17 protein-coding genes, 1 tRNA gene and 3 rRNA genes are annotated in these 24415 nt (G+C 54.5%); 15 read left to right on the plus strand and 6 right to left on the minus strand.

What is annotated here, in order from left to right; genetic code table 11:
• Positions 1 to 99 precede the first annotated feature (99 nt).
• From kup to rbsR, 7 genes are all read left to right on the plus strand, one after another.
• Positions 100 to 1968, plus strand: a complete 1869-nt coding sequence (kup, locus tag CE636_RS15125) for a low affinity potassium transporter Kup (protein WP_004202319.1) — start codon at positions 100 to 102, stop codon at positions 1966 to 1968.
• A gap of 185 nt (positions 1969 to 2153) precedes the next feature.
• A complete protein-coding gene (gene rbsD, locus CE636_RS15130) occupies positions 2154 to 2573 on the plus strand; it encodes a D-ribose pyranase (protein ID WP_004202320.1) in 420 nt (139 codons plus the stop codon).
• A gap of 10 nt (positions 2574 to 2583) precedes the next feature.
• Positions 2584 to 4089, plus strand: coding sequence for a ribose ABC transporter ATP-binding protein RbsA (rbsA, locus tag CE636_RS15135; RefSeq protein WP_004202321.1), 1506 nt, complete (start codon positions 2584 to 2586; stop codon positions 4087 to 4089).
• Between the two features lie 5 nt (positions 4090 to 4094).
• A complete protein-coding gene (gene rbsC / locus CE636_RS15140) occupies positions 4095 to 5060 on the plus strand; it encodes a ribose ABC transporter permease (RefSeq protein WP_004202322.1) in 966 nt (321 codons plus the stop codon).
• A gap of 27 nt (positions 5061 to 5087) precedes the next feature.
• Positions 5088 to 5978: a ribose ABC transporter substrate-binding protein RbsB gene (gene rbsB, locus CE636_RS15145; protein WP_004202323.1), complete on the plus strand. Its 891-nt coding sequence runs from the start codon at positions 5088 to 5090 to the stop codon at positions 5976 to 5978.
• A gap of 102 nt (positions 5979 to 6080) precedes the next feature.
• The gene (gene rbsK / locus CE636_RS15150; RefSeq protein ID WP_017899647.1) at positions 6081 to 7010 is read left to right on the plus strand and encodes a ribokinase; all 930 of its coding nucleotides are present in this window, start codon (positions 6081 to 6083) and stop codon (positions 7008 to 7010) included.
• A gap of 12 nt (positions 7011 to 7022) precedes the next feature.
• Entirely contained in the window at positions 7023 to 8006 is a 984-nt protein-coding gene (rbsR, locus tag CE636_RS15155) for a ribose operon transcriptional repressor RbsR (RefSeq protein ID WP_032447013.1), read from the plus strand.
• Here rbsR and mdtD read toward each other — a convergent pair.
• Positions 8003 to 9400, minus strand: a complete 1398-nt coding sequence (gene mdtD, locus CE636_RS15160) for a multidrug transporter subunit MdtD (RefSeq protein ID WP_017899645.1) — start codon at positions 9398 to 9400, stop codon at positions 8003 to 8005. The genes rbsR and mdtD overlap by 4 nt on opposite strands.
• Positions 9401 to 9412: 12 nt before the next feature.
• The gene (locus CE636_RS15165) at positions 9413 to 10114 is read right to left on the minus strand and encodes a FadR/GntR family transcriptional regulator (RefSeq protein ID WP_004202329.1); all 702 of its coding nucleotides are present in this window, start codon (positions 10112 to 10114) and stop codon (positions 9413 to 9415) included.
• A 477-nt stretch (positions 10115 to 10591) separates the two neighbouring features.
• On the opposite strand from CE636_RS15165, the gene CE636_RS15170 reads away from it, so the two are divergent.
• From CE636_RS15170 to rrf, 4 genes are all read left to right on the plus strand, one after another.
• Positions 10592 to 12131 (plus strand): 16S ribosomal RNA (locus tag CE636_RS15170).
• An 85-nt stretch (positions 12132 to 12216) separates the two neighbouring features.
• A tRNA-Glu gene (locus CE636_RS15175) sits at positions 12217 to 12292 on the plus strand.
• Positions 12293 to 12482: 190 nt separating this feature from the next.
• A 23S ribosomal RNA gene (locus CE636_RS15180) occupies positions 12483 to 15384 on the plus strand.
• 95 nt (positions 15385 to 15479) lie between these two features.
• Positions 15480 to 15595: ribosomal RNA gene (gene rrf, locus CE636_RS15185) — 5S ribosomal RNA — on the plus strand.
• Together the 16S, 23S and 5S rRNA genes with 1 tRNA gene alongside form the textbook arrangement of a ribosomal RNA operon.
• A 200-nt stretch (positions 15596 to 15795) precedes the next feature.
• Here the strand turns inward: rrf and mobB are convergent.
• Positions 15796 to 16302 (minus strand): molybdopterin-guanine dinucleotide biosynthesis protein MobB, encoded by a 507-nt coding sequence (gene mobB, locus CE636_RS15190; protein WP_017899844.1) that lies wholly within the window; start codon positions 16300 to 16302, stop codon positions 15796 to 15798.
• Entirely contained in the window at positions 16299 to 16880 is a 582-nt protein-coding gene (gene mobA / locus CE636_RS15195; protein WP_004203611.1) for a molybdenum cofactor guanylyltransferase MobA, read from the minus strand. Before mobA ends, mobB begins: the two co-directional genes overlap by 4 nt.
• Before the next feature lie 71 nt (positions 16881 to 16951).
• Here mobA and CE636_RS15200 point away from each other — a divergent pair, with 71 nt between their 5' ends.
• From CE636_RS15200 to dsbA, 3 genes are all read left to right on the plus strand, one after another.
• Entirely contained in the window at positions 16952 to 17221 is a 270-nt protein-coding gene (locus CE636_RS15200) for a YihD family protein (RefSeq protein ID WP_002882612.1), read from the plus strand.
• Positions 17222 to 17296: 75 nt separating this feature from the next.
• Positions 17297 to 18283, plus strand: a complete 987-nt coding sequence (locus CE636_RS15205; RefSeq protein ID WP_004203612.1) for a serine/threonine protein kinase — start codon at positions 17297 to 17299, stop codon at positions 18281 to 18283.
• 27 nt (positions 18284 to 18310) lie between these two features.
• The gene (dsbA, locus tag CE636_RS15210) at positions 18311 to 18934 is read left to right on the plus strand and encodes a thiol:disulfide interchange protein DsbA (RefSeq protein WP_004203613.1); all 624 of its coding nucleotides are present in this window, start codon (positions 18311 to 18313) and stop codon (positions 18932 to 18934) included.
• A 30-nt stretch (positions 18935 to 18964) separates the two neighbouring features.
• Here the strand turns inward: dsbA and CE636_RS15215 are convergent, their stop codons facing one another.
• Positions 18965 to 19882: an acyltransferase gene (locus tag CE636_RS15215; protein WP_017899843.1), complete on the minus strand. Its 918-nt coding sequence runs from the start codon at positions 19880 to 19882 to the stop codon at positions 18965 to 18967.
• A 396-nt stretch (positions 19883 to 20278) separates the two neighbouring features.
• On the opposite strand from CE636_RS15215, the gene polA reads away from it, so the two are divergent.
• Entirely contained in the window at positions 20279 to 23071 is a 2793-nt protein-coding gene (polA, locus tag CE636_RS15230) for a DNA polymerase I (RefSeq protein ID WP_004203617.1), read from the plus strand.
• A 359-nt stretch (positions 23072 to 23430) separates the two neighbouring features.
• Here polA and yihA read toward each other — a convergent pair whose 3' ends face one another.
• Positions 23431 to 24066 carry a ribosome biogenesis GTP-binding protein YihA/YsxC gene (yihA, locus tag CE636_RS15240; RefSeq protein ID WP_017899842.1) on the minus strand — a complete coding sequence of 212 codons (636 nt, stop codon included), beginning with the start codon at positions 24064 to 24066 and terminating at the stop codon, positions 23431 to 23433.
• Between the last annotated feature and the right edge of the window lie 349 nt (positions 24067 to 24415).

A 24415-nucleotide genomic window follows, 5' to 3' on the forward strand; every position in this document is an offset into this window, starting at 1 on the left:
GTTAGGGGTACGATTTCACAAATAATCGTGCATACTGTGCGCTTTTTGTGGGCCAAGGGACTAGGCACACATTTGTTTTATAAACGAAAAGACTAGTCTATGAGCACTGATAATAAACAATCGTTGCCGGCGTTAACGCTGGCGGCCATCGGCGTGGTGTACGGTGATATCGGTACCAGTCCACTGTATACCCTGCGTGAATGCCTGTCAGGTCAGTTTGGCTTTGGCGTTGAGCGCGATGCCGTTTTTGGCTTTTTGTCGCTGATTTTCTGGCTGTTAATCTTTACCGTATCGATTAAATACATCACCTTCGTGATGCGGGCGGATAACGCCGGGGAAGGCGGGATCTTAACGCTGATGTCACTGGCCGGACGCAATACCTCGGCGCGGATGACCTCTGTGCTGGTGATCCTCGGCCTGATCGGCGGCAGTTTCTTCTATGGCGAAGTGGTGATAACCCCGGCGATTTCGGTCATGTCGGCGATAGAGGGGTTAGAAATTATCGCCCCGCAGCTCGATAGCTGGATTGTGCCGATCTCCATTATCGTGCTTACCCTGCTGTTTATGATCCAGAAGCACGGGACCGGGATGGTCGGCAAGCTGTTTGCGCCGATTATGCTGATTTGGTTCCTGTTGCTGGCGGTGCTTGGCGCGCGAAGCATTTACGCTAACCCGGAAGTTCTGCAGGCGCTGAACCCCTACTGGGCGGTGCACTTCTTCCTGCAGTACAAGACCGTTTCCTTTATTGCGCTTGGCGCGGTGGTGCTGTCGATTACCGGGGTGGAAGCGCTGTACGCCGATATGGGGCACTTCGGCAAACTGCCGATCCGCGTCGCCTGGTTCTCCGTCGTACTGCCTTCGCTGGTGCTGAACTATTTTGGCCAGGGGGCATTGCTGCTTAAGCATCCGGAAGCGATTAAAAACCCGTTCTTCCTGCTGGCGCCGGAGTGGGCGCTGATCCCGATGCTGATTATCGCCACGCTGGCGACGGTTATCGCCTCGCAGGCGGTGATCTCCGGGGTCTTCTCCTTAACCCGTCAGGCGGTGCGTCTGGGCTATCTGTCGCCGATGCGCATCATCCACACCTCGGAAATGGAGTCCGGGCAGATCTATATCCCGTTTATTAACTGGCTGCTGTATGTCTCGGTAGTGATCGTCATCGTCAGCTTCGAGCACTCCTCTAACCTGGCGGCGGCGTACGGTATCGCGGTAACGGGCACCATGGTGCTGACCTCCATCCTGTCGGCAACGGTGGCGCGCAAAAACTGGCACTGGAATAAGCTGTTCGTTGGGCTGATGCTGGTGGCCTTCCTGTGCATTGATGTTCCGCTGTTCTCGGCGAACCTCGATAAGATTGTCTCCGGCGGCTGGCTGCCGTTGTCCCTGGGTCTGGTGATGTTTACGGTGATGACCACCTGGAAGAGCGAGCGCTTCCGCCTGCTGCGTCGGATGCACGAGCACGGCAACTCGCTGGAAGCGATGATCTCTTCACTGGAGAAATCGCCGCCGGTACGCGTCCCGGGTACCGCGGTGTATATGTCCCGCGCCCTGAACGTGATCCCGTTTGCCCTGCTGCATAACCTGAAGCACAACAAGGTGCTGCATGAGCGAGTGATCCTCCTGACCCTGCGCACCGAGGACGCGCCTTACGTGCATAACGTTCGCCGGGTGCAGATTGAGCAGCTGTCGCCCTCGTTCTGGCGGGTGGTGGCCAGCTACGGCTGGCGGGAAACGCCAAATGTCGAAGAGGTGTTCCATCGCTGTGGCCTGGAAGGACTCAGCTGCCGGATGATGGAGACCTCGTTCTTTATGTCCCATGAGTCGTTGATTATCGGCAAACGGCCGTGGTATCTGCGTCTGCGCGGCAAGCTTTATCTGCTGTTGCAGCGTAACGCCCTGCGCGCGCCGGATCAGTTTGAAATCCCGCCAAACCGGGTTATCGAGCTCGGTACTCAGGTCGAAATCTGATGTCAAAAAAGCCCTTCCGTTGCGAAGGGCTTTTTGTTTCTCACTCCGTTTGTCATGTCCTGTCGCTGTCTCGCGAAACGTTTCGATGGCGATCACATTTCTCTCTTCTGGTGATGGTTTTCTGCTCACACATTGATAATAATTATTGTAGCGAAACGTTTCGCTAGTGGAGCAAAAGAGAAAAAATGAAAAAAGGCACCGTACTTAACGCTGATATTTCCGCGGTCATCTCCCGCCTGGGTCACACCGATACGCTGGTGGTCTGCGATGCCGGATTGCCGGTTCCCCGCAGCAGCGCGCGCATCGATATGGCGTTAACCCAGGGCGTACCTTCATTTATGCAGGTTCTGGAAGTGGTGACGACGGAAATGCAGGTTGAAGCGGCTGTCATCGCGGAGGAAATTAAGACGCATAATCCACAGCTCCACGCGACGTTGCTCAACCATCTTGAGCAGCTGCAGCAGCACCAGGGAAATACCATTGAAATTCGTTACACCAGTCATGAGCAGTTCAAAAAACAAACCGCAGACAGTCAGGCGGTAATTCGCAGCGGGGAGTGTTCCCCGTTCGCGAATATCATTCTCTGTGCCGGCGTGACGTTCTGAGGTCGCCGTCATGGAAGCCTTATTGCAACTGAAAGGGATCGATAAAGCGTTCCCTGGCGTCAAGGCGCTCTCCGGCGCCTCGCTGAATGTCTATCCTGGCCGGGTGATGGCGCTGGTGGGTGAGAACGGCGCCGGTAAATCCACCATGATGAAAGTGCTGACCGGGATCTACACCCGTGACGCCGGCGCTTTATTATGGCTCGGTAAAGAGACCACCTTTAACGGCCCAAAATCTTCCCAGGAAGCCGGGATCGGCATTATCCATCAGGAACTGAACCTGATCCCGCAGTTGACGATCGCCGAGAACATCTTCCTTGGCCGCGAGTTCGTTAACCGCTTTGGCAAAATCGACTGGAAGCGGATGTATGCCGAAGCCGACAAGCTGCTGGCGAAGCTGAATCTCCGTTTTACCAGCCAGAAGCTGGTGGGCGATTTGTCGATTGGCGATCAGCAAATGGTGGAGATCGCCAAAGTGCTGAGCTTCGAGTCGAAGGTCATCATTATGGATGAACCGACCGACGCGCTGACCGATACCGAAACCGAATCGCTGTTCCGCGTGATCCGCGAACTAAAATCGCAGGGGCGCGGCATCGTCTACATCTCCCACCGCATGAAAGAGATCTTCGAGATTTGCGACGACGTGACCGTGTTCCGCGACGGGCAGTTTATCGCCGAACGCGAGGTCTCCTCGCTGGATGAAGACCGTCTGATCGAAATGATGGTTGGCCGGAAGCTGGAAGATCAGTATCCGCATCTGGCTAAGGCACCGGGCGCGGTGCGTCTGAAAGTCGATAATCTCTGCGGCCCGGGCGTGGAAAACGTGACCTTTACCCTGCGCCAGGGGGAAATCCTCGGCGTCGCCGGGCTGATGGGCGCCGGGCGGACCGAGCTGATGAAAGTGTTGTATGGCGCACTGCCGCGCAGCAGCGGCTCTGTGACGCTCGACGGTCACGAAGTGGTGACCCGTTCGCCACAGGATGGCCTGGCGAACGGCATTGTCTATATATCCGAAGACCGTAAGCGCGACGGCTTAGTGCTCGGGATGTCGGTAAAAGAAAATATGTCCCTGACCGCCTTGCGCTACTTTAGCCGGACGGGAGGGAGCCTCAAGCATAAAGATGAACAGCAGGCGGTCAGTGATTTCATCCGGCTGTTTAACGTGAAAACGCCGTCCATGGAGCAGGCGATCGGCCTGCTCTCCGGCGGCAACCAGCAAAAGGTCGCCATCGCCCGCGGGCTGATGACCCGGCCGAAGGTCCTGATCCTCGATGAGCCGACCCGTGGCGTCGACGTCGGGGCGAAGAAAGAGATCTACCAGCTCATCAATCAGTTCAAAGCCGATGGCCTGAGCATCATTCTGGTCTCCTCCGAGATGCCGGAAGTGTTGGGCATGAGCGATCGCATCATAGTGATGCATGAAGGGCATCTCGGCGGTGAATTCACACGCGAGCAGGCCACCCAGGAAGTATTGATGGCTGCCGCTGTGGGCAAGCTTAACCGTGTGAATCAGGAGTAAGAAAGATGACAACCCAGGCTGTTTCTGGTCGCCGTTATTTCACGAAAGCGTGGCTGATGGAGCAAAAATCGCTGATTGCCCTGCTGGTGCTGATCGCGGTGGTATCGACCATGAGCCCCAACTTTTTTACCGTCAATAACCTGTTCAATATTCTGCAGCAGACCTCCGTTAACGCCATTATGGCGGTAGGGATGACGCTGGTCATACTGACCTCGGGGATCGACCTGTCCGTCGGTTCCCTGCTGGCGCTCACCGGCGCGGTGGCGGCGTCGATCGTTGGCATTGAAGTGAATGCGCTGGTAGCGGTTGCTGCTGCCCTCGCATTAGGTGCGGCGATCGGCGCAGTCACCGGGGTGATTGTGGCGAAAGGCCGCGTGCAGGCTTTCATCGCCACCCTGGTGATGATGCTGCTGCTGCGCGGCGTGACCATGGTGTACACCAACGGCAGCCCGATCAATACCGGCTTTAGCGATAATGCCGATCTGTTCGGCTGGTTTGGTATCGGGCGTCCGCTGGGGATCCCGACGCCGGTATGGATCATGGCGATTGTCTTCCTGGCGGCCTGGTACATGCTGCACCATACTCGCCTGGGCCGTTATATCTACGCCCTTGGCGGTAATGAGGCAGCGACGCGTCTGTCCGGGATTAGCGTCAATAAAGTCAAAATTATCGTTTACGCGTTGTGCGGGATGCTGGCGTCGCTGGCCGGCATTATCGAAGTGGCGCGCCTCTCCTCCGCACAGCCAACGGCCGGGACAGGCTATGAGCTGGACGCCATTGCGGCAGTCGTGCTCGGCGGCACCAGCCTGGCGGGCGGCAAAGGACGCATTGTCGGCACGCTGATTGGCGCGCTGATCCTTGGCTTCCTGAATAATGGTTTGAACCTTTTAGGCGTTTCTTCCTATTACCAGATGATCGTTAAAGCGGTGGTGATTTTGCTGGCGGTACTGGTAGATAACAAAAAGCAGTAACTGAGAACTCTACAGGACATCTTAACTATGAATATGAAAAAACTGGCGACCCTGGTCTCTGCTGTTGCGCTAAGTGCGACCGTTAGCGCGAACGCGATGGCCAAAGACACCATCGCTCTGGTTATCTCTACTCTCAACAACCCGTTCTTCGTGTCTCTGAAAGACGGCGCGCAAAAAGAAGCTGACAAACTGGGCTACAACCTGGTGGTGCTCGATTCCCAGAACAACCCGGCGAAAGAGCTGGCTAACGTTCAGGATTTAACGGTACGCGGCGCGAAGCTGTTGCTGATCAACCCCACCGACTCTGATGCCGTCGGCAATGCTGTGAAGATGGCGAACCAGGCGAAAATCCCGGTCATCACCCTTGACCGTCAGGCGACAAAAGGCGATGTCGTGAGCCACATCGCCTCTGACAACGTGCAGGGCGGAAAAATGGCGGGCGATTACATCGCGAAAAAGCTGGGTGAAAGTGCGAAAGTCATTGAGCTGCAGGGCATTGCCGGGACTTCCGCGGCGCGCGAGCGTGGCGAAGGCTTCAAACAGGCTGTGGCGGCGCACAAGTTCAATGTTCTGGCCAGCCAGCCGGCCGATTTCGACCGTACCAAAGGGCTGAACGTGATGCAGAACCTGCTGACCGCCCATCCTGACGTCCAGGCGGTGTTCGCGCAGAATGATGAAATGGCGCTCGGCGCCCTGCGCGCGCTGCAGACCGCAGGCAAGTCCGATGTGATGGTGGTTGGATTTGACGGCACTCCGGATGGCGAAAAAGCAGTAAACAGTGGCAAACTGGCGGCGACCGTCGCACAGTTGCCGGAGCAGATCGGCGCGAAAGGCGTTGAGACTGCTGATAAGGTACTGAAGGGCGAAAAAGTGGAGGCTAACTACCCGGTTGAGCTGAAGCTGGTCGTTAAGCAGTAATATGCGATTCGGACTGGCAACGGTCCGAGGGACAATATAAAAAAGAAAAGCAGGGCATGCGCCACCGGATCCCGGTGGCGCGCTTTCCCGGGAACAGAAACGATGAAAACTGCAGGCAAACTTGTCGTCCTTGGCAGCATCAATGCCGATCACATTCTCAACCTTGACGCTTTCCCGACACCGGGTGAAACCGTCACCGGCAACCACTACCAGCTGGCGTTCGGGGGGAAAGGGGCCAACCAGGCGGTGGCCGCCGGGCGCAGCGGGGCGGATATCGCGTTTATCGCCTGCACCGGCGATGACGACATCGGTGAACGCATCCGCCGCCAGCTGGCAAGCGATAAAATCGATGTGGCGCCTGTGCGCGCGGTCGCCGGGGAAGCAACCGGCGTGGCGTTAATCTTCGTTAACGCCGAAGGTGAGAATGTCATCGGTATTCATGCCGGCGCTAATGCGGCATTATCCGTCGCTCAGGTAGAGGCGGAAAAAGCGCGGATCGCCAGCGCGCAGGCGTTGTTGATGCAGCTCGAGTCACCGCTGGAGAGCGTGCTGGCGGCGGCGAAAATCGCCCATCACCATCAGACCACCGTGGTGCTTAATCCCGCGCCAGCGCGTGAACTGTCCGATGAACTGCTGGCGCTGGTGGATATCATTACCCCCAACGAAACCGAAGCGGAAAAGCTGACGGGTATTCGCGTTGAGAGTGACGAGGATGCGGCAAAAGCCGCCGACGTGCTGCATGCCAAAGGCATTGGTACCGTGATGATCACCCTCGGCAGCCGCGGCGTCTGGCTCAGTGCCGAAGGCGAAAGCCGCCGGATCCCAGGGTTTCGTGTGCAGGCTATTGATACTATCGCCGCCGGCGACACCTTCAACGGCGCGCTGGTAACCGCGCTGCTGGAAGGGACCGACCTGCCGGAGGCGATCCGCTTTGCGCATGCCGCGGCGGCGATTGCCGTAACCCGCAAAGGCGCGCAGCTTTCCGTGCCGTGGCGCACAGAGATCGATGAATTTTTAGCGCAACAGGGGTAATGCTTGGCTACGATGAAAGATGTGGCCCGCGTAGCGGGCGTTTCCACATCGACGGTGTCACACGTCATCAATAAGGACCGCTTTGTCAGCGAGGCGATCACCGCCAAAGTCGACGCCGCGATCAAAAGCCTTAACTACGCCCCCTCTGCGCTGGCGCGTAGCCTCAAGCTTAATCAAACCCGCACCATCGGCATGCTGATCACCGCCAGTACCAATCCGTTTTATTCGGAGCTGGTGCGGGGCGTGGAGCGCAGCTGCTTTGAGCGGGGTTATAGTCTCGTACTCTGTAATACGGAAGGTGATGAGCAGCGAATGAATCGTAATCTGGAGACGTTAATGCAAAAACGCGTCGATGGATTACTGCTGCTGTGCACTGAGACCCACCAACCCTCTCCGGAAATTATGCAGCGCTATCCGTCGGTTCCGACGGTCATGATGGACTGGGCGCCGTTTGATGGCGATAGCGATCTGATTCAGGATAACTCGCTGCTCGGTGGTGATATGGCGACCCAGTACCTGATCGATCAAGGGTATTCACACATCGCCTGCATTGCCGGCCCGCTGGATAAAACCCCGGCGCGTCTGCGCCTTGAAGGTTACCATGCCGCGATGGCGCGCTGCGGTCTGCCCGTAGCCGAGGGATACGTGGTGACCAGCGATTTTGAGTTTGGCGGCGGGTTTAGCGCGATGCAGCGGCTGCTGGCGTTGTCGCAGCGGCCGCAGGCGGTGTTTGTCGGTAACGATGCCATGGCGGTTGGCGCTTATCAGGCGTTATACCAGGCCGGGCTGCAGATCCCGCAGGATATGGCGCTGGTGGGTTACGATGATATTGAACTGGCTCGCTATATGACGCCGCCGTTGACCACCATTCATCAACCGAAAGATGAGCTGGGGGAACTGGCCATCGACGTGCTGATCCATCGCATGGCCGACCCGCAGCAAAAACAGCAGCGCGTACAGTTAACCCCGGAGCTGGTGGTCCGCGGTTCCGCTTAGCGTTTGTGCCGCTCGCTAATCAGGTTGCGGCCATCCTTCGCTCTTAACAGCATAAACATCAGCGCCGACAAGATGGTTATCACGCCCATGGTAATAAAGGTGTAGTGAAACTGCTCTACGGTGCTGGCGCTGTCAAAACCTTCATAGAAGCGCAGCACCGCAGCGCTGATGGCCACCCCGAGACTGATGGAAAGCTGCTGGGTGACGGCCAGCAGGCTGTTGCCGCTGCTGGCATTGTCATCCGTCAGATCGGCCAGGGTAATGGTATTCATGGCGGTAAACTGCGTGGACATCGCCATCCCCAGCACGAACAGCGGCAGAAGAAGCATCCACAGCGGCATTTCTGGCGACTGCAGCGAGAACTGGGCAATCATAAGGCCAATAAACACGGTGATCCCCACCAGGGTCTTACGATAGCCAAACCAGCGCAGCACCTGGGTAACGGTAGATTTCGCAATAATCGAGCCGATAGCGGTGGGGGCGATCATACAGCCGGCGATAATAGCCGGATAGCCGAAGCCAACCTGTAGCATGAGCGGCATCAGAAACGGCACGCAACCGGTACCCAACCGCGTGGCAAGGTTGCCGGCAATGCCAACCGAGAACGTATGGGTCTTAAATAAAGAGAGCGAGATAAGCGGCGCAGGATGGCGGCGCGCGTGACGGACATAGGCCAGGAGCAATATCAGACTGACGGCGATCACCGCCAGCGCCAGCCATGTCGCCACAATTTTTTCGCCAAACAGTTCAATACCGCTGGAAAATAACACCAGGCTTAAGCCAAATAACAGAAAACCGGTTATATCGAAGCGTCGGCGCGGCGTTGTGAAATTTGGCATGTATTTACGGGCGTACAGAATGCCGATCACGCCGATGGGTATGTTTATCAGGAAAATCCAATGCCAGCTGGCCCAGGTAACAAATACCCCGCCGAGCACCGGACCCAGAATCGGTCCCACCAGTCCTGGCATGGTGACAAAGTTCAGAACCGGCAGCAGTTCGCTGCGCGGATAGGCGCGCAGGAGGGCCAGCCTCGCCACCGGCATCATCATCGCCCCGCCGATCCCCTGAATGACGCGATAAATGACCAGTTCCGTTAATGAACTGGAGAGCGCGCAGGCGAGGGAGCCGAGAGTAAACAGGCTAACGGCGATGATAAAGACCCGACGCGTGCCGAAGCGATCGGCCAGCCAGCCGCTGACCGGGATCAGCATCGCCACCGTCAGCGTATAGCTGATGATGGCCGACTGCATTGCTAACGGGGAACGATTCAGGCTGTGGGCGATAGCCGGGAGGGCAGTGTTAAGAATGGTGGCATCCAGCGCCTGCATAAAGAAGGCCATCGCCGCAATCCACGGCAGGCCGGCCATGCTGCGCCCTTTTTTTCCGCTCATGCCAAATCCTTGTTATTGATTTACGTGGTGTGGGGCGTTTAGCAGCGCCTGGCAGGCAAGTAAGGCACCCGGCGCATCACTGTTGAGAATGGCATCGACAATCGCCTGGTGGAGATCGAGCTTCACCACTTCATTTTGCGTAATTGATGTGAAGTAAGTGTGGTAGACCGAATGAAATAAAGAAGCGAATGAGCTGAGGAAAGGATTACCGCTCATTTCATAGATATGTTCATGCCAGGCCATATCGACTGCTATCCAGCGATCGCGCTGAAAATGGCGTTTCAGGGCAATCATCTCTTCCATTAGGGTATTGAGCTGCGCTTTCTGCTCTGCGGTGCCGTGGGCGGCAGCGAGAAAACAGGCCTGTGGCTCCAGGCTGCTGCGCATGACGAGAAAGTGGCTCACCACCTCTTCGAAGTTATCTTCTGTTAGCCACCAGGAGAGGAGCTCTTTATCAAGGAAGTTCCAGCTGCTGCGCGGCATGACCCGGGTGCCAATGCGAGGGCGGGGCAGCAGCATGCCTTTTGCAGTGAGTGTCTTCACCGCTTCGCGGACGGCGGTACGACTCACGCCGAACTGCTCCCCTAACTCCATTTCGCCGGGAAGAATGCTTTCCGGCTGATATTCGCCAGTCAGTATTTTTTGGGCGAGCTTCTCGGCTAGTACCCAGGAGATGTTCTTTTGTGCCGCCAGTTGCTGTGCGCTTAAAGACATAAATGCCGTTCCTTTCTTTTCTCTACTCTAACAGTATGCCACCAGGCGCCCCGTTTCGTCGGTTAAAACAGCAAAACGGCGGTTTTTTGCGACATTCCTCGCCGCATTGTTGAAAAAAGAGACGGTTGAAAAGTTTTTTTGCATTTCCCCTTGTCACCTCGGAATTACTCCCTATAATGCGCCTCCACTGACACGGAACAACGGCAAGCAAGCCGCCGGGTCAGCGGGGTTCCGGTGAGAACCTCGCAGAGAAAAGCAAAAATAAATGCTTGACTCTGCAGCGGGAAAGCGTAATATGCACACCCCGCGCCGCAGCGAAAAACGAAGCGGCACTGCTCTTTAACAATTTATCAGACAATCTGTGTGGGCACTCAAAGTGACATGGATTCTTAATGTCTTCGGACAATAAATGAATACCAAGTCTCAAGAGTGAACACGTAATTCATTACGAAGTTTAATTCTTTGAGCATCAAACTTAAATTGAAGAGTTTGATCATGGCTCAGATTGAACGCTGGCGGCAGGCCTAACACATGCAAGTCGAGCGGTAGCACAGAGAGCTTGCTCTCGGGTGACGAGCGGCGGACGGGTGAGTAATGTCTGGGAAACTGCCTGATGGAGGGGGATAACTACTGGAAACGGTAGCTAATACCGCATAACGTCGCAAGACCAAAGTGGGGGACCTTCGGGCCTCATGCCATCAGATGTGCCCAGATGGGATTAGCTAGTAGGTGGGGTAACGGCTCACCTAGGCGACGATCCCTAGCTGGTCTGAGAGGATGACCAGCCACACTGGAACTGAGACACGGTCCAGACTCCTACGGGAGGCAGCAGTGGGGAATATTGCACAATGGGCGCAAGCCTGATGCAGCCATGCCGCGTGTATGAAGAAGGCCTTCGGGTTGTAAAGTACTTTCAGCGGGGAGGAAGGCGATAAGGTTAATAACCTTGTCGATTGACGTTACCCGCAGAAGAAGCACCGGCTAACTCCGTGCCAGCAGCCGCGGTAATACGGAGGGTGCAAGCGTTAATCGGAATTACTGGGCGTAAAGCGCACGCAGGCGGTCTGTCAAGTCGGATGTGAAATCCCCGGGCTCAACCTGGGAACTGCATTCGAAACTGGCAGGCTAGAGTCTTGTAGAGGGGGGTAGAATTCCAGGTGTAGCGGTGAAATGCGTAGAGATCTGGAGGAATACCGGTGGCGAAGGCGGCCCCCTGGACAAAGACTGACGCTCAGGTGCGAAAGCGTGGGGAGCAAACAGGATTAGATACCCTGGTAGTCCACGCCGTAAACGATGTCGATTTGGAGGTTGTGCCCTTGAGGCGTGGCTTCCGGAGCTAACGCGTTAAATCGACCGCCTGGGGAGTACGGCCGCAAGGTTAAAACTCAAATGAATTGACGGGGGCCCGCACAAGCGGTGGAGCATGTGGTTTAATTCGATGCAACGCGAAGAACCTTACCTGGTCTTGACATCCACAGAACTTAGCAGAGATGCTTTGGTGCCTTCGGGAACTGTGAGACAGGTGCTGCATGGCTGTCGTCAGCTCGTGTTGTGAAATGTTGGGTTAAGTCCCGCAACGAGCGCAACCCTTATCCTTTGTTGCCAGCGGTTCGGCCGGGAACTCAAAGGAGACTGCCAGTGATAAACTGGAGGAAGGTGGGGATGACGTCAAGTCATCATGGCCCTTACGACCAGGGCTACACACGTGCTACAATGGCATATACAAAGAGAAGCGACCTCGCGAGAGCAAGCGGACCTCATAAAGTATGTCGTAGTCCGGATTGGAGTCTGCAACTCGACTCCATGAAGTCGGAATCGCTAGTAATCGTAGATCAGAATGCTACGGTGAATACGTTCCCGGGCCTTGTACACACCGCCCGTCACACCATGGGAGTGGGTTGCAAAAGAAGTAGGTAGCTTAACCTTCGGGAGGGCGCTTACCACTTTGTGATTCATGACTGGGGTGAAGTCGTAACAAGGTAACCGTAGGGGAACCTGCGGTTGGATCACCTCCTTACCTTAAAGAACCTGCCTTTGTAGTGCTCACACAGATTGTCTGATGAAAGTAAAGAAGCAAGGCGTCTTGCGATTGAGACTTCAGTGTCCCCTTCGTCTAGAGGCCCAGGACACCGCCCTTTCACGGCGGTAACAGGGGTTCGAATCCCCTAGGGGACGCCACTTGCTGGTTCGTGAGTGAAAGACGCGTGCCGAACTATCTCAAAACTCATCTTCGGGTGACGTTTGAGATATTTGCTCTTTAAAAATCTGGATCAAGCTGAAAATTGAAACGACACACAGTTAATGTGTGTTCGAGTCTCTCAAATTTTCGCGACACGATGATGTTTTACGAAACATCTTCGGGTTGTGAGGTTAAGCGACTAAGCGTACACGGTGGATGCCCTGGCAGTCAGAGGCGATGAAGGACGTGCTAATCTGCGAAAAGCGTCGGTAAGGTGATATGAACCGTTATAACCGGCGATGTCCGAATGGGGAAACCCAGTGCAATTCGTTGCACTATCGTTAACTGAATACATAGGTTAACGAGGCGAACCGGGGGAACTGAAACATCTAAGTACCCCGAGGAAAAGAAATCAACCGAGATTCCCCCAGTAGCGGCGAGCGAACGGGGAGCAGCCCAGAGTCTGAATCAGCTTGTGTGTTAGTGGAACGGTCTGGAAAGTCCGACGGTACAGGGTGATAGTCCCGTACACCAAAATGCACAGGCTGTGAACTCGAAGAGTAGGGCGGGACACGTGGTATCCTGTCTGAATATGGGGGGACCATCCTCCAAGGCTAAATACTCCTGACTGACCGATAGTGAACCAGTACCGTGAGGGAAAGGCGAAAAGAACCCCGGCGAGGGGAGTGAAAAAGAACCTGAAACCGTGTACGTACAAGCAGTGGGAGCACCTTCGGGTGTGACTGCGTACCTTTTGTATAATGGGTCAGCGACTTATATTCTGTAGCAAGGTTAACCGTATAGGGGAGCCGCAGGGAAACCGAGTCTTAACTGGGCGTTAAGTTGCAGGGTATAGACCCGAAACCCGGTGATCTAGCCATGGGCAGGTTGAAGGTTGGGTAACACTAACTGGAGGACCGAACCGACTAATGTTGAAAAATTAGCGGATGACTTGTGGCTGGGGGTGAAAGGCCAATCAAACCGGGAGATAGCTGGTTCTCCCCGAAAGCTATTTAGGTAGCGCCTCGTGAACTCATCTTCGGGGGTAGAGCACTGTTTCGGCTAGGGGGTCATCCCGACTTACCAACCCGATGCAAACTACGAATACCGAAGAATGTTATCACGGGAGACACACGGCGGGTGCTAACGTCCGTCGTGAAGAGGGAAACAACCCAGACCGCCAGCTAAGGTCCCAAAGTCATGGTTAAGTGGGAAACGATGTGGGAAGGCACAGACAGCCAGGATGTTGGCTTAGAAGCAGCCATCATTTAAAGAAAGCGTAATAGCTCACTGGTCGAGTCGGCCTGCGCGGAAGATGTAACGGGGCTAAACCATGCACCGAAGCTGCGGCAGCGACACGATGTGTTGTTGGGTAGGGGAGCGTTCTGTAAGCCTGCGAAGGTGACCTGTGAGGGTTGCTGGAGGTATCAGAAGTGCGAATGCTGACATAAGTAACGATAAAGCGGGTGAAAAGCCCGCTCGCCGGAAGACCAAGGGTTCCTGTCCAACGTTAATCGGGGCAGGGTGAGTCGACCCCTAAGGCGAGGCCGAAAGGCGTAGTCGATGGGAAACAGGTTAATATTCCTGTACTTGGTGTTACTGCGAAGGGGGGACGGAGAAGGCTATGTTAGCCGGGCGACGGTTGTCCCGGTTTAAGCATGTAGGCTGATTATCCAGGCAAATCCGGATAATCAAGGCTGAGGTGTGATGACGAGGCACTACGGTGCTGAAGTAACAAATGCCCTGCTTCCAGGAAAAGCCTCTAAGCATCAGGTAACATCAAATCGTACCCCAAACCGACACAGGTGGTCAGGTAGAGAATACCAAGGCGCTTGAGAGAACTCGGGTGAAGGAACTAGGCAAAATGGTGCCGTAACTTCGGGAGAAGGCACGCTGGTGTGTAGGTGAAGTCCCTGCGGATGGAGCTGAGACCAGTCGAAGATACCAGCTGGCTGCAACTGTTTATTAAAAACACAGCACTGTGCAAACACGAAAGTGGACGTATACGGTGTGACGCCTGCCCGGTGCCGGAAGGTTAATTGATGGGGTTATCCGTAAGGAGAAGCTCTTGATCGAAGCCCCGGTAAACGGCGGCCGTAACTATAACGGTCCTAAGGTAGCGAAATTCCTTGTCGGGTAAGTTCCGACCTGCACGAATGGCGTAATGATGGCCAGGCTGTCTCCACCCGAGACTCAGTGAAATTGAACTCGCTGTGAAGATGCAGTGTACCCGCGGCAAGACGGAAAGACCCCGTGAACCTTTACTATAGCTTGACACTGAACATTGAGCCTTGATGTGTAGGATAGGTGGGAGGCTTTGAAGCGTGGACGCCAGTCTGCGTGGAGCCAACCTTGAAATACCACCCTTTAATGTTTGATGTTCTAACGTTGGCCCCTTATCGGGGTTGCGGACAGTGTCTGGTGGGTAGTTTGACTGGGGCGGTCTCCTCCCAAAGCGTAACGGAGGAGCACGAAGGTTAGCTAATCCTGGTCGGACATCAGGAGGTTAGTGCAATGGCATAAGCTAGCTTGACTGCGAGCGTGACGGCGCGAGCAGGTGCGAAAGCAGGTCATAGTGATCCGGTGGTTCTGAATGGAAGGGCCATCGCTCAACGGATAAAAGGTACTCCGGGGATAACAGGCTGATACCGCCCAAGAGTTCATATCGACGGCGGTGTTTGGCACCTCGATGTCGGCTCATCACATCCTGGGGCTGAAGTAGGTCCCAAGGGTATGGCTGTTCGCCATTTAAAGTGGTACGCGAGCTGGGTTTAGAACGTCGTGAGACAGTTCGGTCCCTATCTGCCGTGGGCGCTGGAGAATTGAGGGGGGCTGCTCCTAGTACGAGAGGACCGGAGTGGACGCATCACTGGTGTTCGGGTTGTCATGCCAATGGCACTGCCCGGTAGCTAAATGCGGAAGAGATAAGTGCTGAAAGCATCTAAGCACGAAACTTGCCCCGAGATGAGTTCTCCCTGAGACTTTAAGTCTCCTGAAGGAACGTTGAAGACGACGACGTTGATAGGCCGGGTGTGTAAGCGCAGCGATGCGTTGAGCTAACCGGTACTAATGAACCGTGAGGCTTAACCTTACAACGCCGAAGATGTTTTGGCGGATTTGAGAAGATTTTCAGCTGATACAGATTAGTCGATGCGTCCGCAGGACGTGTTGACAAAACAGAATTTGCCTGGCGGCACTAGCGCGGTGGTCCCACCTGACCCCATGCCGAACTCAGAAGTGAAACGCCGTAGCGCCGATGGTAGTGTGGGGTCTCCCCATGTGAGAGTAGGGAACTGCCAGGCATCAAATAAAGCAGAAAGCTCAGTCGGAAGGCTGAGCTTTTTTGCTTTTGTGTCATCCGGCGAGAATGCTGGTATGCCTCCCCGGTGGCGCTGCGCTTACCGGGGCTACGGATCCGACACGGGGCTACGTCCCTGTGGCCGGACAAGGTGCGCAGCACCGCCTCCGGGAAAATCCCTCCTATATCACCGTCGATAAATGACTATTGCCTCTCTAACCAACTCACAATAAATGTCGCGATCTGTGGTACATCATTTAAATCCAGCAACGGAAGTGAGGTCGCGATCGATACATCGCTGGCCACGGCGATGGTATGCTCATCAATTACCAGCTCTTCTACACGATGGCCGCTGTTTTGCCGAAAAAGCAGGATCTTAGGCACGGGTTCATGCTTGAAACCCTCGACCAAAACCAGATCCAGTCTGCTGGCATCCATTCGACTAACCAGCCATGTGAGATCTAATTCCGGCTTCTCGGGCGTCTCGGTCATCAATGCCCACCGCTGTTCGCTGGCGACAATAGTTTGCGCAGCGCCCGCCTTACGCAGTTCATAGCTATCTTTGCCCGGCTTATCCACGTCCATATCATGATGGGTGTGCTTTATCAGTCCCGGGCGTAATCCTAGAGCGCAAAGCTCAGGGATAAGACGCTTTAATAATGTTGTTTTTCCGGTACCGCTCCATGCGGCGATCGCCAGTAATGGGATCATGATGGCTCCTGCATCTGCTGCAAATCTTCGAGCGTATTTACATTAATGAAAGCAGTTTTCACATCGCTGAAATTCACCGGGCGCCCACCCATTTGTCGCATAAAAACCATCACCCTGCGCTCTCCATGTGCCAGATAAGCCTCCAGTTCCGGAATGATTTGACGATGAACTAATGCAACGGCAGGATGATCCCGTTCGCCGTCATGGGCCCAAACGACCGGTGCGTCCCCTCTCTGCTGGATAAAGCGCTCCACCAAAAAGGACGGAATGAACGGCGTGTCGCAGGGGCAAAAAACAAACCATGGGCTCGCGACCTGCTGCATCACAGCAAGCATTCCGGCCAGCGGCCCCTGATAACCCTCCTGTATGTCTCGAAAGACCGGATATCCGCTGGCACGCCACTGTTCAAGATGACGATTGGCGCTAATGACTAACTCATCTACCTGCGGAGCTAATGCTTCCGCGACGTGTCGCCAGAGAGGACGTCCATTGAGCAACTGTAATCCTTTATCAATGCCGCCCATTCGCGTGGCCCTGCCGCCCGCCAGCACGACGCCGGTTATCGCCTCGCTTTGCATATGAATATCGCCTCTTTCATTGTGGGATTGACCCTGTTAACTTGTCCCTATCAAGAGTAAGGAGCATGACCATGAAATGTAAACGTCTGAATGAAGTAATTGAACTCCTCCAGCCCGCCTGGCAGAAAGAGCCAGAACTGAACCTGATGCAATTTTTGCAGAAACTGGCGAAAGAGGCTGGCTATGATGGCGAACTGAGCGATCTTTCCGACGATATTCTGATCTATCACCTGAAGATGCGTGATTCTTCAAAAGATGCTGTCATCCCGGGTATTCAGAAGGATTATGAAGAAGACTTTAAAACCGCGCTGCTGCGCGCCCGCGGCGTAATAAAAGAGTAAAAGGTTGTAAGCGCTGCCGCGTAAAGCGCAATGAGATGATATCCTGAACTATTCGTACGATTATCGGATGTCAGGATGCACGATAAGGCTTTTACTTTTCAGACGCTTCGCCCGGATACCATTATCGATGGGTTATTCGATCTGGGTATGCGGGTGGATTCCGGTCTTACCCCGCTGAACAGCTATGAGAACCGCGTTTATCAGTTCCAGGACGAAGAGCGTCATCGTTATGTGGTGAAGTTCTATCGTCCTGAGCGCTGGTCGGCAGCACAAATCCTTGAAGAACACCAGTTTGCGCTTCAGCTTGTAGAAGATGAAGTGCCCGTTGCGGCGCCGCTGTTATTTAACGACAGTACGCTTCATCAGCACCAGGGGTTTTATTTTGCCGTTTTCCCAAGCCTTGGCGGCCGACAGTTCGAGGCGGATAACCTTGATCAGATGGAGTGGGTTGGCCGTTATCTGGGGCGCCTGCACCAGACCGGGCGCAAACAGCGCTTTTCTGCGCGTCCGGAGATTGGCGTGCAGGAATATCTGCTGGAACCACGCCAGGTATTTGAACAGTCGACGCTTATCCCCTCAGGCCTGAAGGCCGATTTCCTGAAGGCGACCGATAAACTCATCGCTGCCGTCATGACGCAATGGCACGGTGGCGGGACTACTTTGCGCCTGCATGGTGACTGCCATGCAGGCAATATCCTCTGGCGCGATGGGCCGCTGTTTGTTGATTTAGACGATGCGCGAACCGGCCCGGCGATTCAGGATCTGTGGATGCTGCTCAACGGCGATAAGGCTGAACAGCGTATGCAGCTGGAGACCATCGTCGAGGCCTATGAGGAATTCAGCCCCTTTAACAGCGATGAAATCGCGCTTATTGAACCTTTACGCGCCATGCGACTGGTTTATTATCTGGCGTGGTTGCTCAGACGCTGGGACGATCCGGCATTTCCGGTTAATTTTCCCTGGTTAACCGGGGAGGATTACTGGCGAGGGCAGACGTCTACTTTTCTCGAGCAGGTGAAGGTTCTACAGGAACCCCCGCTTCAGTTAACGCCAATGTATTAATGTGATATATCCAGGAGAGAGTAAATCATGAAAAAAGTTTGGCTGGCGCTGGCTGGTATGATTCTGGCTTTTAGTGCATCCGCTGCCCAGATCACCGACGGCAAGCAGTACATCACCCTTGATAAGCCGGTTGCTGGCGAGCCGCAGGTGCTCGAATTCTTCTCATTCTACTGCCCGCACTGCTATCAGTTTGAAGAAGTGCTGCATGTCTCTGACAGCGTGCGCCAGAAACTGCCAGAAGGCACCAAAATGACCAAATACCATGTCGAGTTCCTGGGGCCGCTGGGCAAGGAGCTGACGCAGGCATGGGCTGTGGCCATCGCGCTGGGCGTTGAAGATAAAATTACGGCGCCGATGTTCGAAGCGGTGCAGAAAAACCAGACCGTACAGAGCCTGGCTGACATTCGTAAAGTGTTCGTCGACGCTGGCGTGAAAGGGGAAGACTACGATGCCGCATGGAACAGCTTCGTGGTGAAATCTCTGGTCGCTCAGCAGGAGAAAGCGGCAGCCGATCTGCAGCTGCAGGGGGTACCGGCTATGTACGTCAATGGTAAGTACCAGCTGAACCCGCAGGGGATGGACACCAGCAATATGGATGTCTTCGTCGCTCAGTATGCGGATACCGTGAAGCAGCTGGTTGAGAAGAAATAAAAAAAAAGCCGGTCACTGACCGGCTTTTTTTTATCTACTTTGCCGTGACTTCCTTGCTTTGTCCCGCATGATGTCAGTTAACTGACGGTCTTTCTCTTCCCATAGCCCATTTAGCCAGCGCTGGAAACCACGCTTAAAGTTCTTATCGTTGACGTAATCGCCGTGTAGCTCTTCACCAATCGGTACCAGATTGATACGAACCACAATGCGCGTCAGTCGGCCACTTAGCATGTCGTAAAACGGCCTTGCATGATTTTCCGGGTAGCACAGCGTAACGTTCAGCAGTTTATCGAACTGCGAACCGAGAACATTGAGCGCCATGGCGATACCCGCCGCTTTCGGCGGTAACAGGTTGTGGTAAGGAGAGCGCGTCTCGCGCTTTTTTGCGTCGGTAAAACGCGAGCCTTCCACGAAATTGACGATTGTCGTTGGGTGCGAGCGGAATTTCTCACATGAACGGCGGGTGGTTTCGACATCTTTACCGCGGCGTTCCGGGTGACGAATAAGATAGCTGCGCGAATAGCGGCGCATAAAAGGCATATCCAGCGCCCAGCAGGCGAGGCCGATGAACGGTACCCACGCCAGCTGTTGTTTAAGGAAGTACTTATTCATCGGAATATGCTTGCGGAACAGCACGCATAGCACCACGATATCTGCCCAGCTGTGGTGGTTGCTGATCAGCAGATACCAGTTCTTTTTGTTCAGGCCTTCCAGACCCTGGACGTCCCATTTTAGCCAGGGATTGAGATGCAACAGCAGCGCCAGCCCCTCGCACCAGCAGTACATCATAAAATTGCAAAAAACGGATATAGAGCGCCATACCGCTGGAATGGGGACCAGTAGTTTAATCAGCCCGGCGACGATGATCGGTACAGAGCAGATAACGGTGACTAAGATGGTTAAGGCGATACTCAGCGGAAGTGTTATCGCAGCGAGTAATCTCGACATAGTTAGTTTATTCAGAAAGTTAGGCTGACAAAGAGCGCCTTTAAGCTGCGCAAGAGGCTGATTTTACCAGAAAACGCGGCAAATGACGGGTCTTACCAGAACAGAAAAAAACAAGGATCTTCTATCCACATGGAAGATTAGGTCATCAAATTCATGCCAGGATCGTTGATCTTCTTTTAAGTTATTGATAAATAATAACTAATACTATTTATTCATTTATTTTCAGGGGCGGATAAGCTGACGTTGTAAAACTATGCACAAAGTTATCCACAAGATAAGTTGTCGCGCGATCGGGACGATCGTTGAATCTTTTCCGCGAAATGCGGGAAAAATTCAGGATTTCATGCCCGTCTGTGGCATCCTTTATCCATAATCTGATAAACAGGCACGGAAATTATGGTTCAGATCCCAGAAAACCCTCTCATCCTCGTTGACGGCTCCTCCTATCTTTATCGGGCGTATCATGCGTTTCCGCCGCTGACTAACAGCGCAGGGGAGCCCACCGGGGCTATGTACGGCGTACTGAATATGCTGCGCAGTTTGATTCTGCAGTATCAACCGACTCATGCCGTCGTGGTCTTTGATGCGAAAGGGAAAACCTTCCGTGATGAATTGTTCGAACATTACAAATCTCACCGCCCGCCGATGCCGGACGATCTGCGCGCGCAGATTGAGCCGTTGCATAAGATGGTGAAAGCGATGGGGCTGCCGCTGATGGCGGTCCCGGGCGTCGAAGCTGACGATGTGATTGGCACCCTGGCGCGGGAAGCGGAAAGGGCTGGACGTCCGGTGCTGATCAGTACCGGCGATAAAGACATGGCCCAGCTGGTGACGCCGGGGATCACCCTGATCAATACCATGACCAACACTATCCTCGGGCCGGATGAGGTGGTTACCAAGTACGGCGTCCCGCCAGAGCTGATTATTGATTTCCTGGCGCTGATGGGCGACTCCTCAGATAACATTCCTGGCGTGCCGGGCGTGGGCGAAAAGACCGCCCAGGCGCTGCTGCAAGGCCTCGGCGGTCTAGATACGCTGTATGCGGAACCGGAGAAGATCGCTGAACTGAGCTTCCGCGGCGCGAAAACGATGGCGGCGAAGCTGGAGCAGAACAAGGAGGTGGCTTATCTCTCTTATCAGCTGGCGACCATCAAAACCGACGTCGAGCTGGAGCTCACTTGCGAAGAGCTGGAGGTGCAGCCGCCGGCGGCAGACGATCTGCTGGCGCTGTTCAGACAGTATGAGTTTAAGCGCTGGACCACCGACGTTGAAGCCGGAAAATGGCTGCAGGCGAAGGGGGGCAAACCGGCTGCGAAACCTGCAGTGCCTGCAGCAGCGGCAGAAGCGGAAGCAGAGGTTGAGGCCGCTACTGCACTTTCAGCAGAGCACTATGTCACCATCCTTGATGAGGCTACGCTGCTCACCTGGATCGATAAGCTGAAGCAAGCGCCGCTCTTTGCCTTTGATACGGAAACCGACAGCCTGGATAACATCTCCGCCAACATGGTCGGCCTTTCATTCGCTGTTGAGCCGGGCGTGGCCGCCTATGTCCCGGTAGCGCATGATTACCTTGATGCGCCGGATCAGATCCCGCGCGAGCGCGTGCTGGCGCTGCTTAAACCGCTGCTGGAGGATGAGAAGCTGCTCAAGGTTGGGCAAAATCTCAAATACGATCGCGGCATTTTGGCTAATTACGACATTGAGCTGCGCGGGATTGCGTTCGATACCATGCTGGAATCTTACATTCTCGACAGCGTGGCGGGCCGCCATGATATGGACAGTCTTTCCGACCGCTGGCTGAAGCATAAAACGATTACCTTCGAAGAGATCGCTGGCAAGGGTAAGAATCAGCTCACCTTTAACCAGATTGCGCTGGAAGAGGCGGGTCGCTACGCGGCGGAAGACGCCGACGTCACGCTCCAGTTGCATCTGAAAATGTGGCCGAAGCTGCAGCAGCATGAAGGTCCGCTGAATATCTTCCAGCACATTGAAATGCCGCTGGTGCCGGTGCTGTCACGCGTTGAGCGCAATGGCGTTAAAATCGACCCCGCCGTGCTGCATGCGCACTCGCAGGAAATAGCCCAGCGCCTGGTTGAGCTGGAGCAGCGGGCGCATGAGATCGCCGGGGAAGCGTTTAATCTCTCCTCCACCAAACAGCTGCAAACGATCCTGTTTGAAAAACAGGGTATCAAGCCGCTGAAGAAGACGCCGGGCGGTGCGCCGTCCACCTCTGAAGAGGTACTGGAAGAGCTGGCGCTCGATTATCCGTTGCCGAAAGTGATTCTGGAGTACCGTGGGTTGGCGAAGCTGAAGTCGACCTATACCGATAAGCTGCCGCTGATGATTAATCCCAAAACGGGCCGCGTACATACCTCCTATCATCAGGCGGTTACCGCCACCGGCCGTTTGTCGTCTACCGATCCAAACCTGCAAAACATTCCGGTGCGTAACGAAGAAGGGCGCCGTATTCGCCAGGCGTTTATCGCGCCAGAAGATTACGTTATTGTCTCGGCGGACTACTCGCAAATCGAGCTGCGCATTATGGCGCACCTGTCGCGGGATAAAGGCCTGCTGACCGCCTTCGCGGAAGGGAAGGATATTCACCGGGCGACGGCGGCTGAAGTGTTTGGCTTACCGCTGGACAGCGTCAGCAGCGAACAGCGGCGCAGTGCTAAAGCTATCAACTTCGGTCTGATCTATGGCATGAGCGCCTTTGGCCTGGCCCGCCAGCTGAACATCCCGCGTAAAGAAGCGCAGAAGTACATGGATCTTTATTTCGAGCGTTATCCGGGCGTCCTGGAGTATATGGAGCGCACCCGCGCACAGGCGAAGGAGCAAGGGTATGTTGAAACGCTGGATGGCCGTCGACTCTATTTGCCGGATATCAAGTCCAGCAATGGCGCTCGTCGTGCCGGTGCGGAACGTGCGGCGATTAACGCCCCGATGCAGGGGACGGCTGCGGATATCATCAAGCGGGCGATGATTGCCGTTGATGAATGGCTGCGGAGCGAGAAACCTCGCGTGCGAATGATCATGCAGGTTCACGATGAACTGGTCTTTGAAGTGCATAAGGATGAGCTCGATGCCGTATCGAAAAAGATCCACGAACTGATGGAGAACAGCACTACGCTGGCGGTACCGTTGCTGGTGGAAGTGGGCAGCGGAGAAAACTGGGATCAAGCGCACTAAGTATACAAAGCACAACGCGATTTTCTGTAAGTAAGCAACATAACTTATAGAGTTTTGTGAGGATCATTTGAATTTGCTATGTAAATAGTGAAAAAAAACTACAAAAAATGCTTTATCCGTGAGCGAAAGAAGAGTAAAGTTATTCGCGTAGGGTACAGAGGTAAGATGTTCTATCTTTCAGACCTTTTACTTCACGTAATCGGATTTGGCTGAATATTTTAGCCGCCCCGGTCATTTATGACCGGGGCGTTTTTTATTGCGCGAAAGAAAAGTGGCAAAAAGAAGGACACGCTTGTGCTTGACTCTGGAGAGGAACCCGGACAAGGCGCGGCACGCTCTTATCCGGCTGTTGGTGACGATTACTCGTCTACGGTGCTCTCTGCTTCCTGCGGCGGGATTTCGTTAAACCAGCTATCCAGCTTCTGTCGCAGCTTATCCACGCCAGATTTTTTCAGCGAAGAGAAGGGTTCAACCTGAACATCGCCATTGAAGGCCAGGACTGCTTCACGCACCATATTCACTTGCGCTTTACGCGCGCCGCTGGCGAGCTTATCGGCTTTGGTCAGCAGCACCAGCACCTGAATATCGCTTTCTACCGCCCATTGGATCATCTGCTGATCGAGATCCTTAAGCGGGTGGCGAATGTCCATCAGGACCACCAGGCCCTTCAGGCACAGGCGTTTTTCCAGGTATTCTCCCAGCGCGCGCTGCCACTTGATCTTCATCTCTTCCGGGACTTGCGCATAACCGTAGCCGGGAAGGTCGACCAGGCGTTTGCCTTCGGCGACTTCGAACAGGTTAATCAGCTGTGTACGTCCGGGAGTTTTGGAGGTCCGCGCCAGGCTTTTCTGGTTGGTCAGCGTATTCAGCGCGCTGGATTTTCCCGCATTGGAGCGGCCGGCGAATGCCACTTCAATACCGGTATCGGCAGGAAGATGGCGGATATCTGGCGCGCTAGTGACAAAGTGCGTCAGTTGATAATTCCAGTTGGTCAAGACGGTCGTCTCCGTTAAAACAGGCTATGGCAGGGATTATACCTGAACAGCAGAAAAAGGCTGTTTTTACCGCACGCCGGTTCTGTAAGTAAAAACCATGCGCTTTGTGAGACATTGGCTATTCTTCGTATAGGACATGCCTGAGAAAAATAAGACTAATAAATTATAACCCACTGAAAATAAATAGATTAAAAGAGTAGAGAAATCTGAAAAGTGGAATTTTAACGGCCAGACTGGTTGTCGATTTTTGTCAACAGGGTAAAGTAATACACAACGGCGGGGATGCTGAAAAGGATGAGGACTCAGGACGAGGGGTCAGGAAGCGCCAGGAGGCGAAGACCACAGGATT

This window comes from Klebsiella sp. LY (assembly GCF_004010915.1).
GTDB lineage: Bacteria > Pseudomonadota > Gammaproteobacteria > Enterobacterales > Enterobacteriaceae > Klebsiella > Klebsiella quasipneumoniae.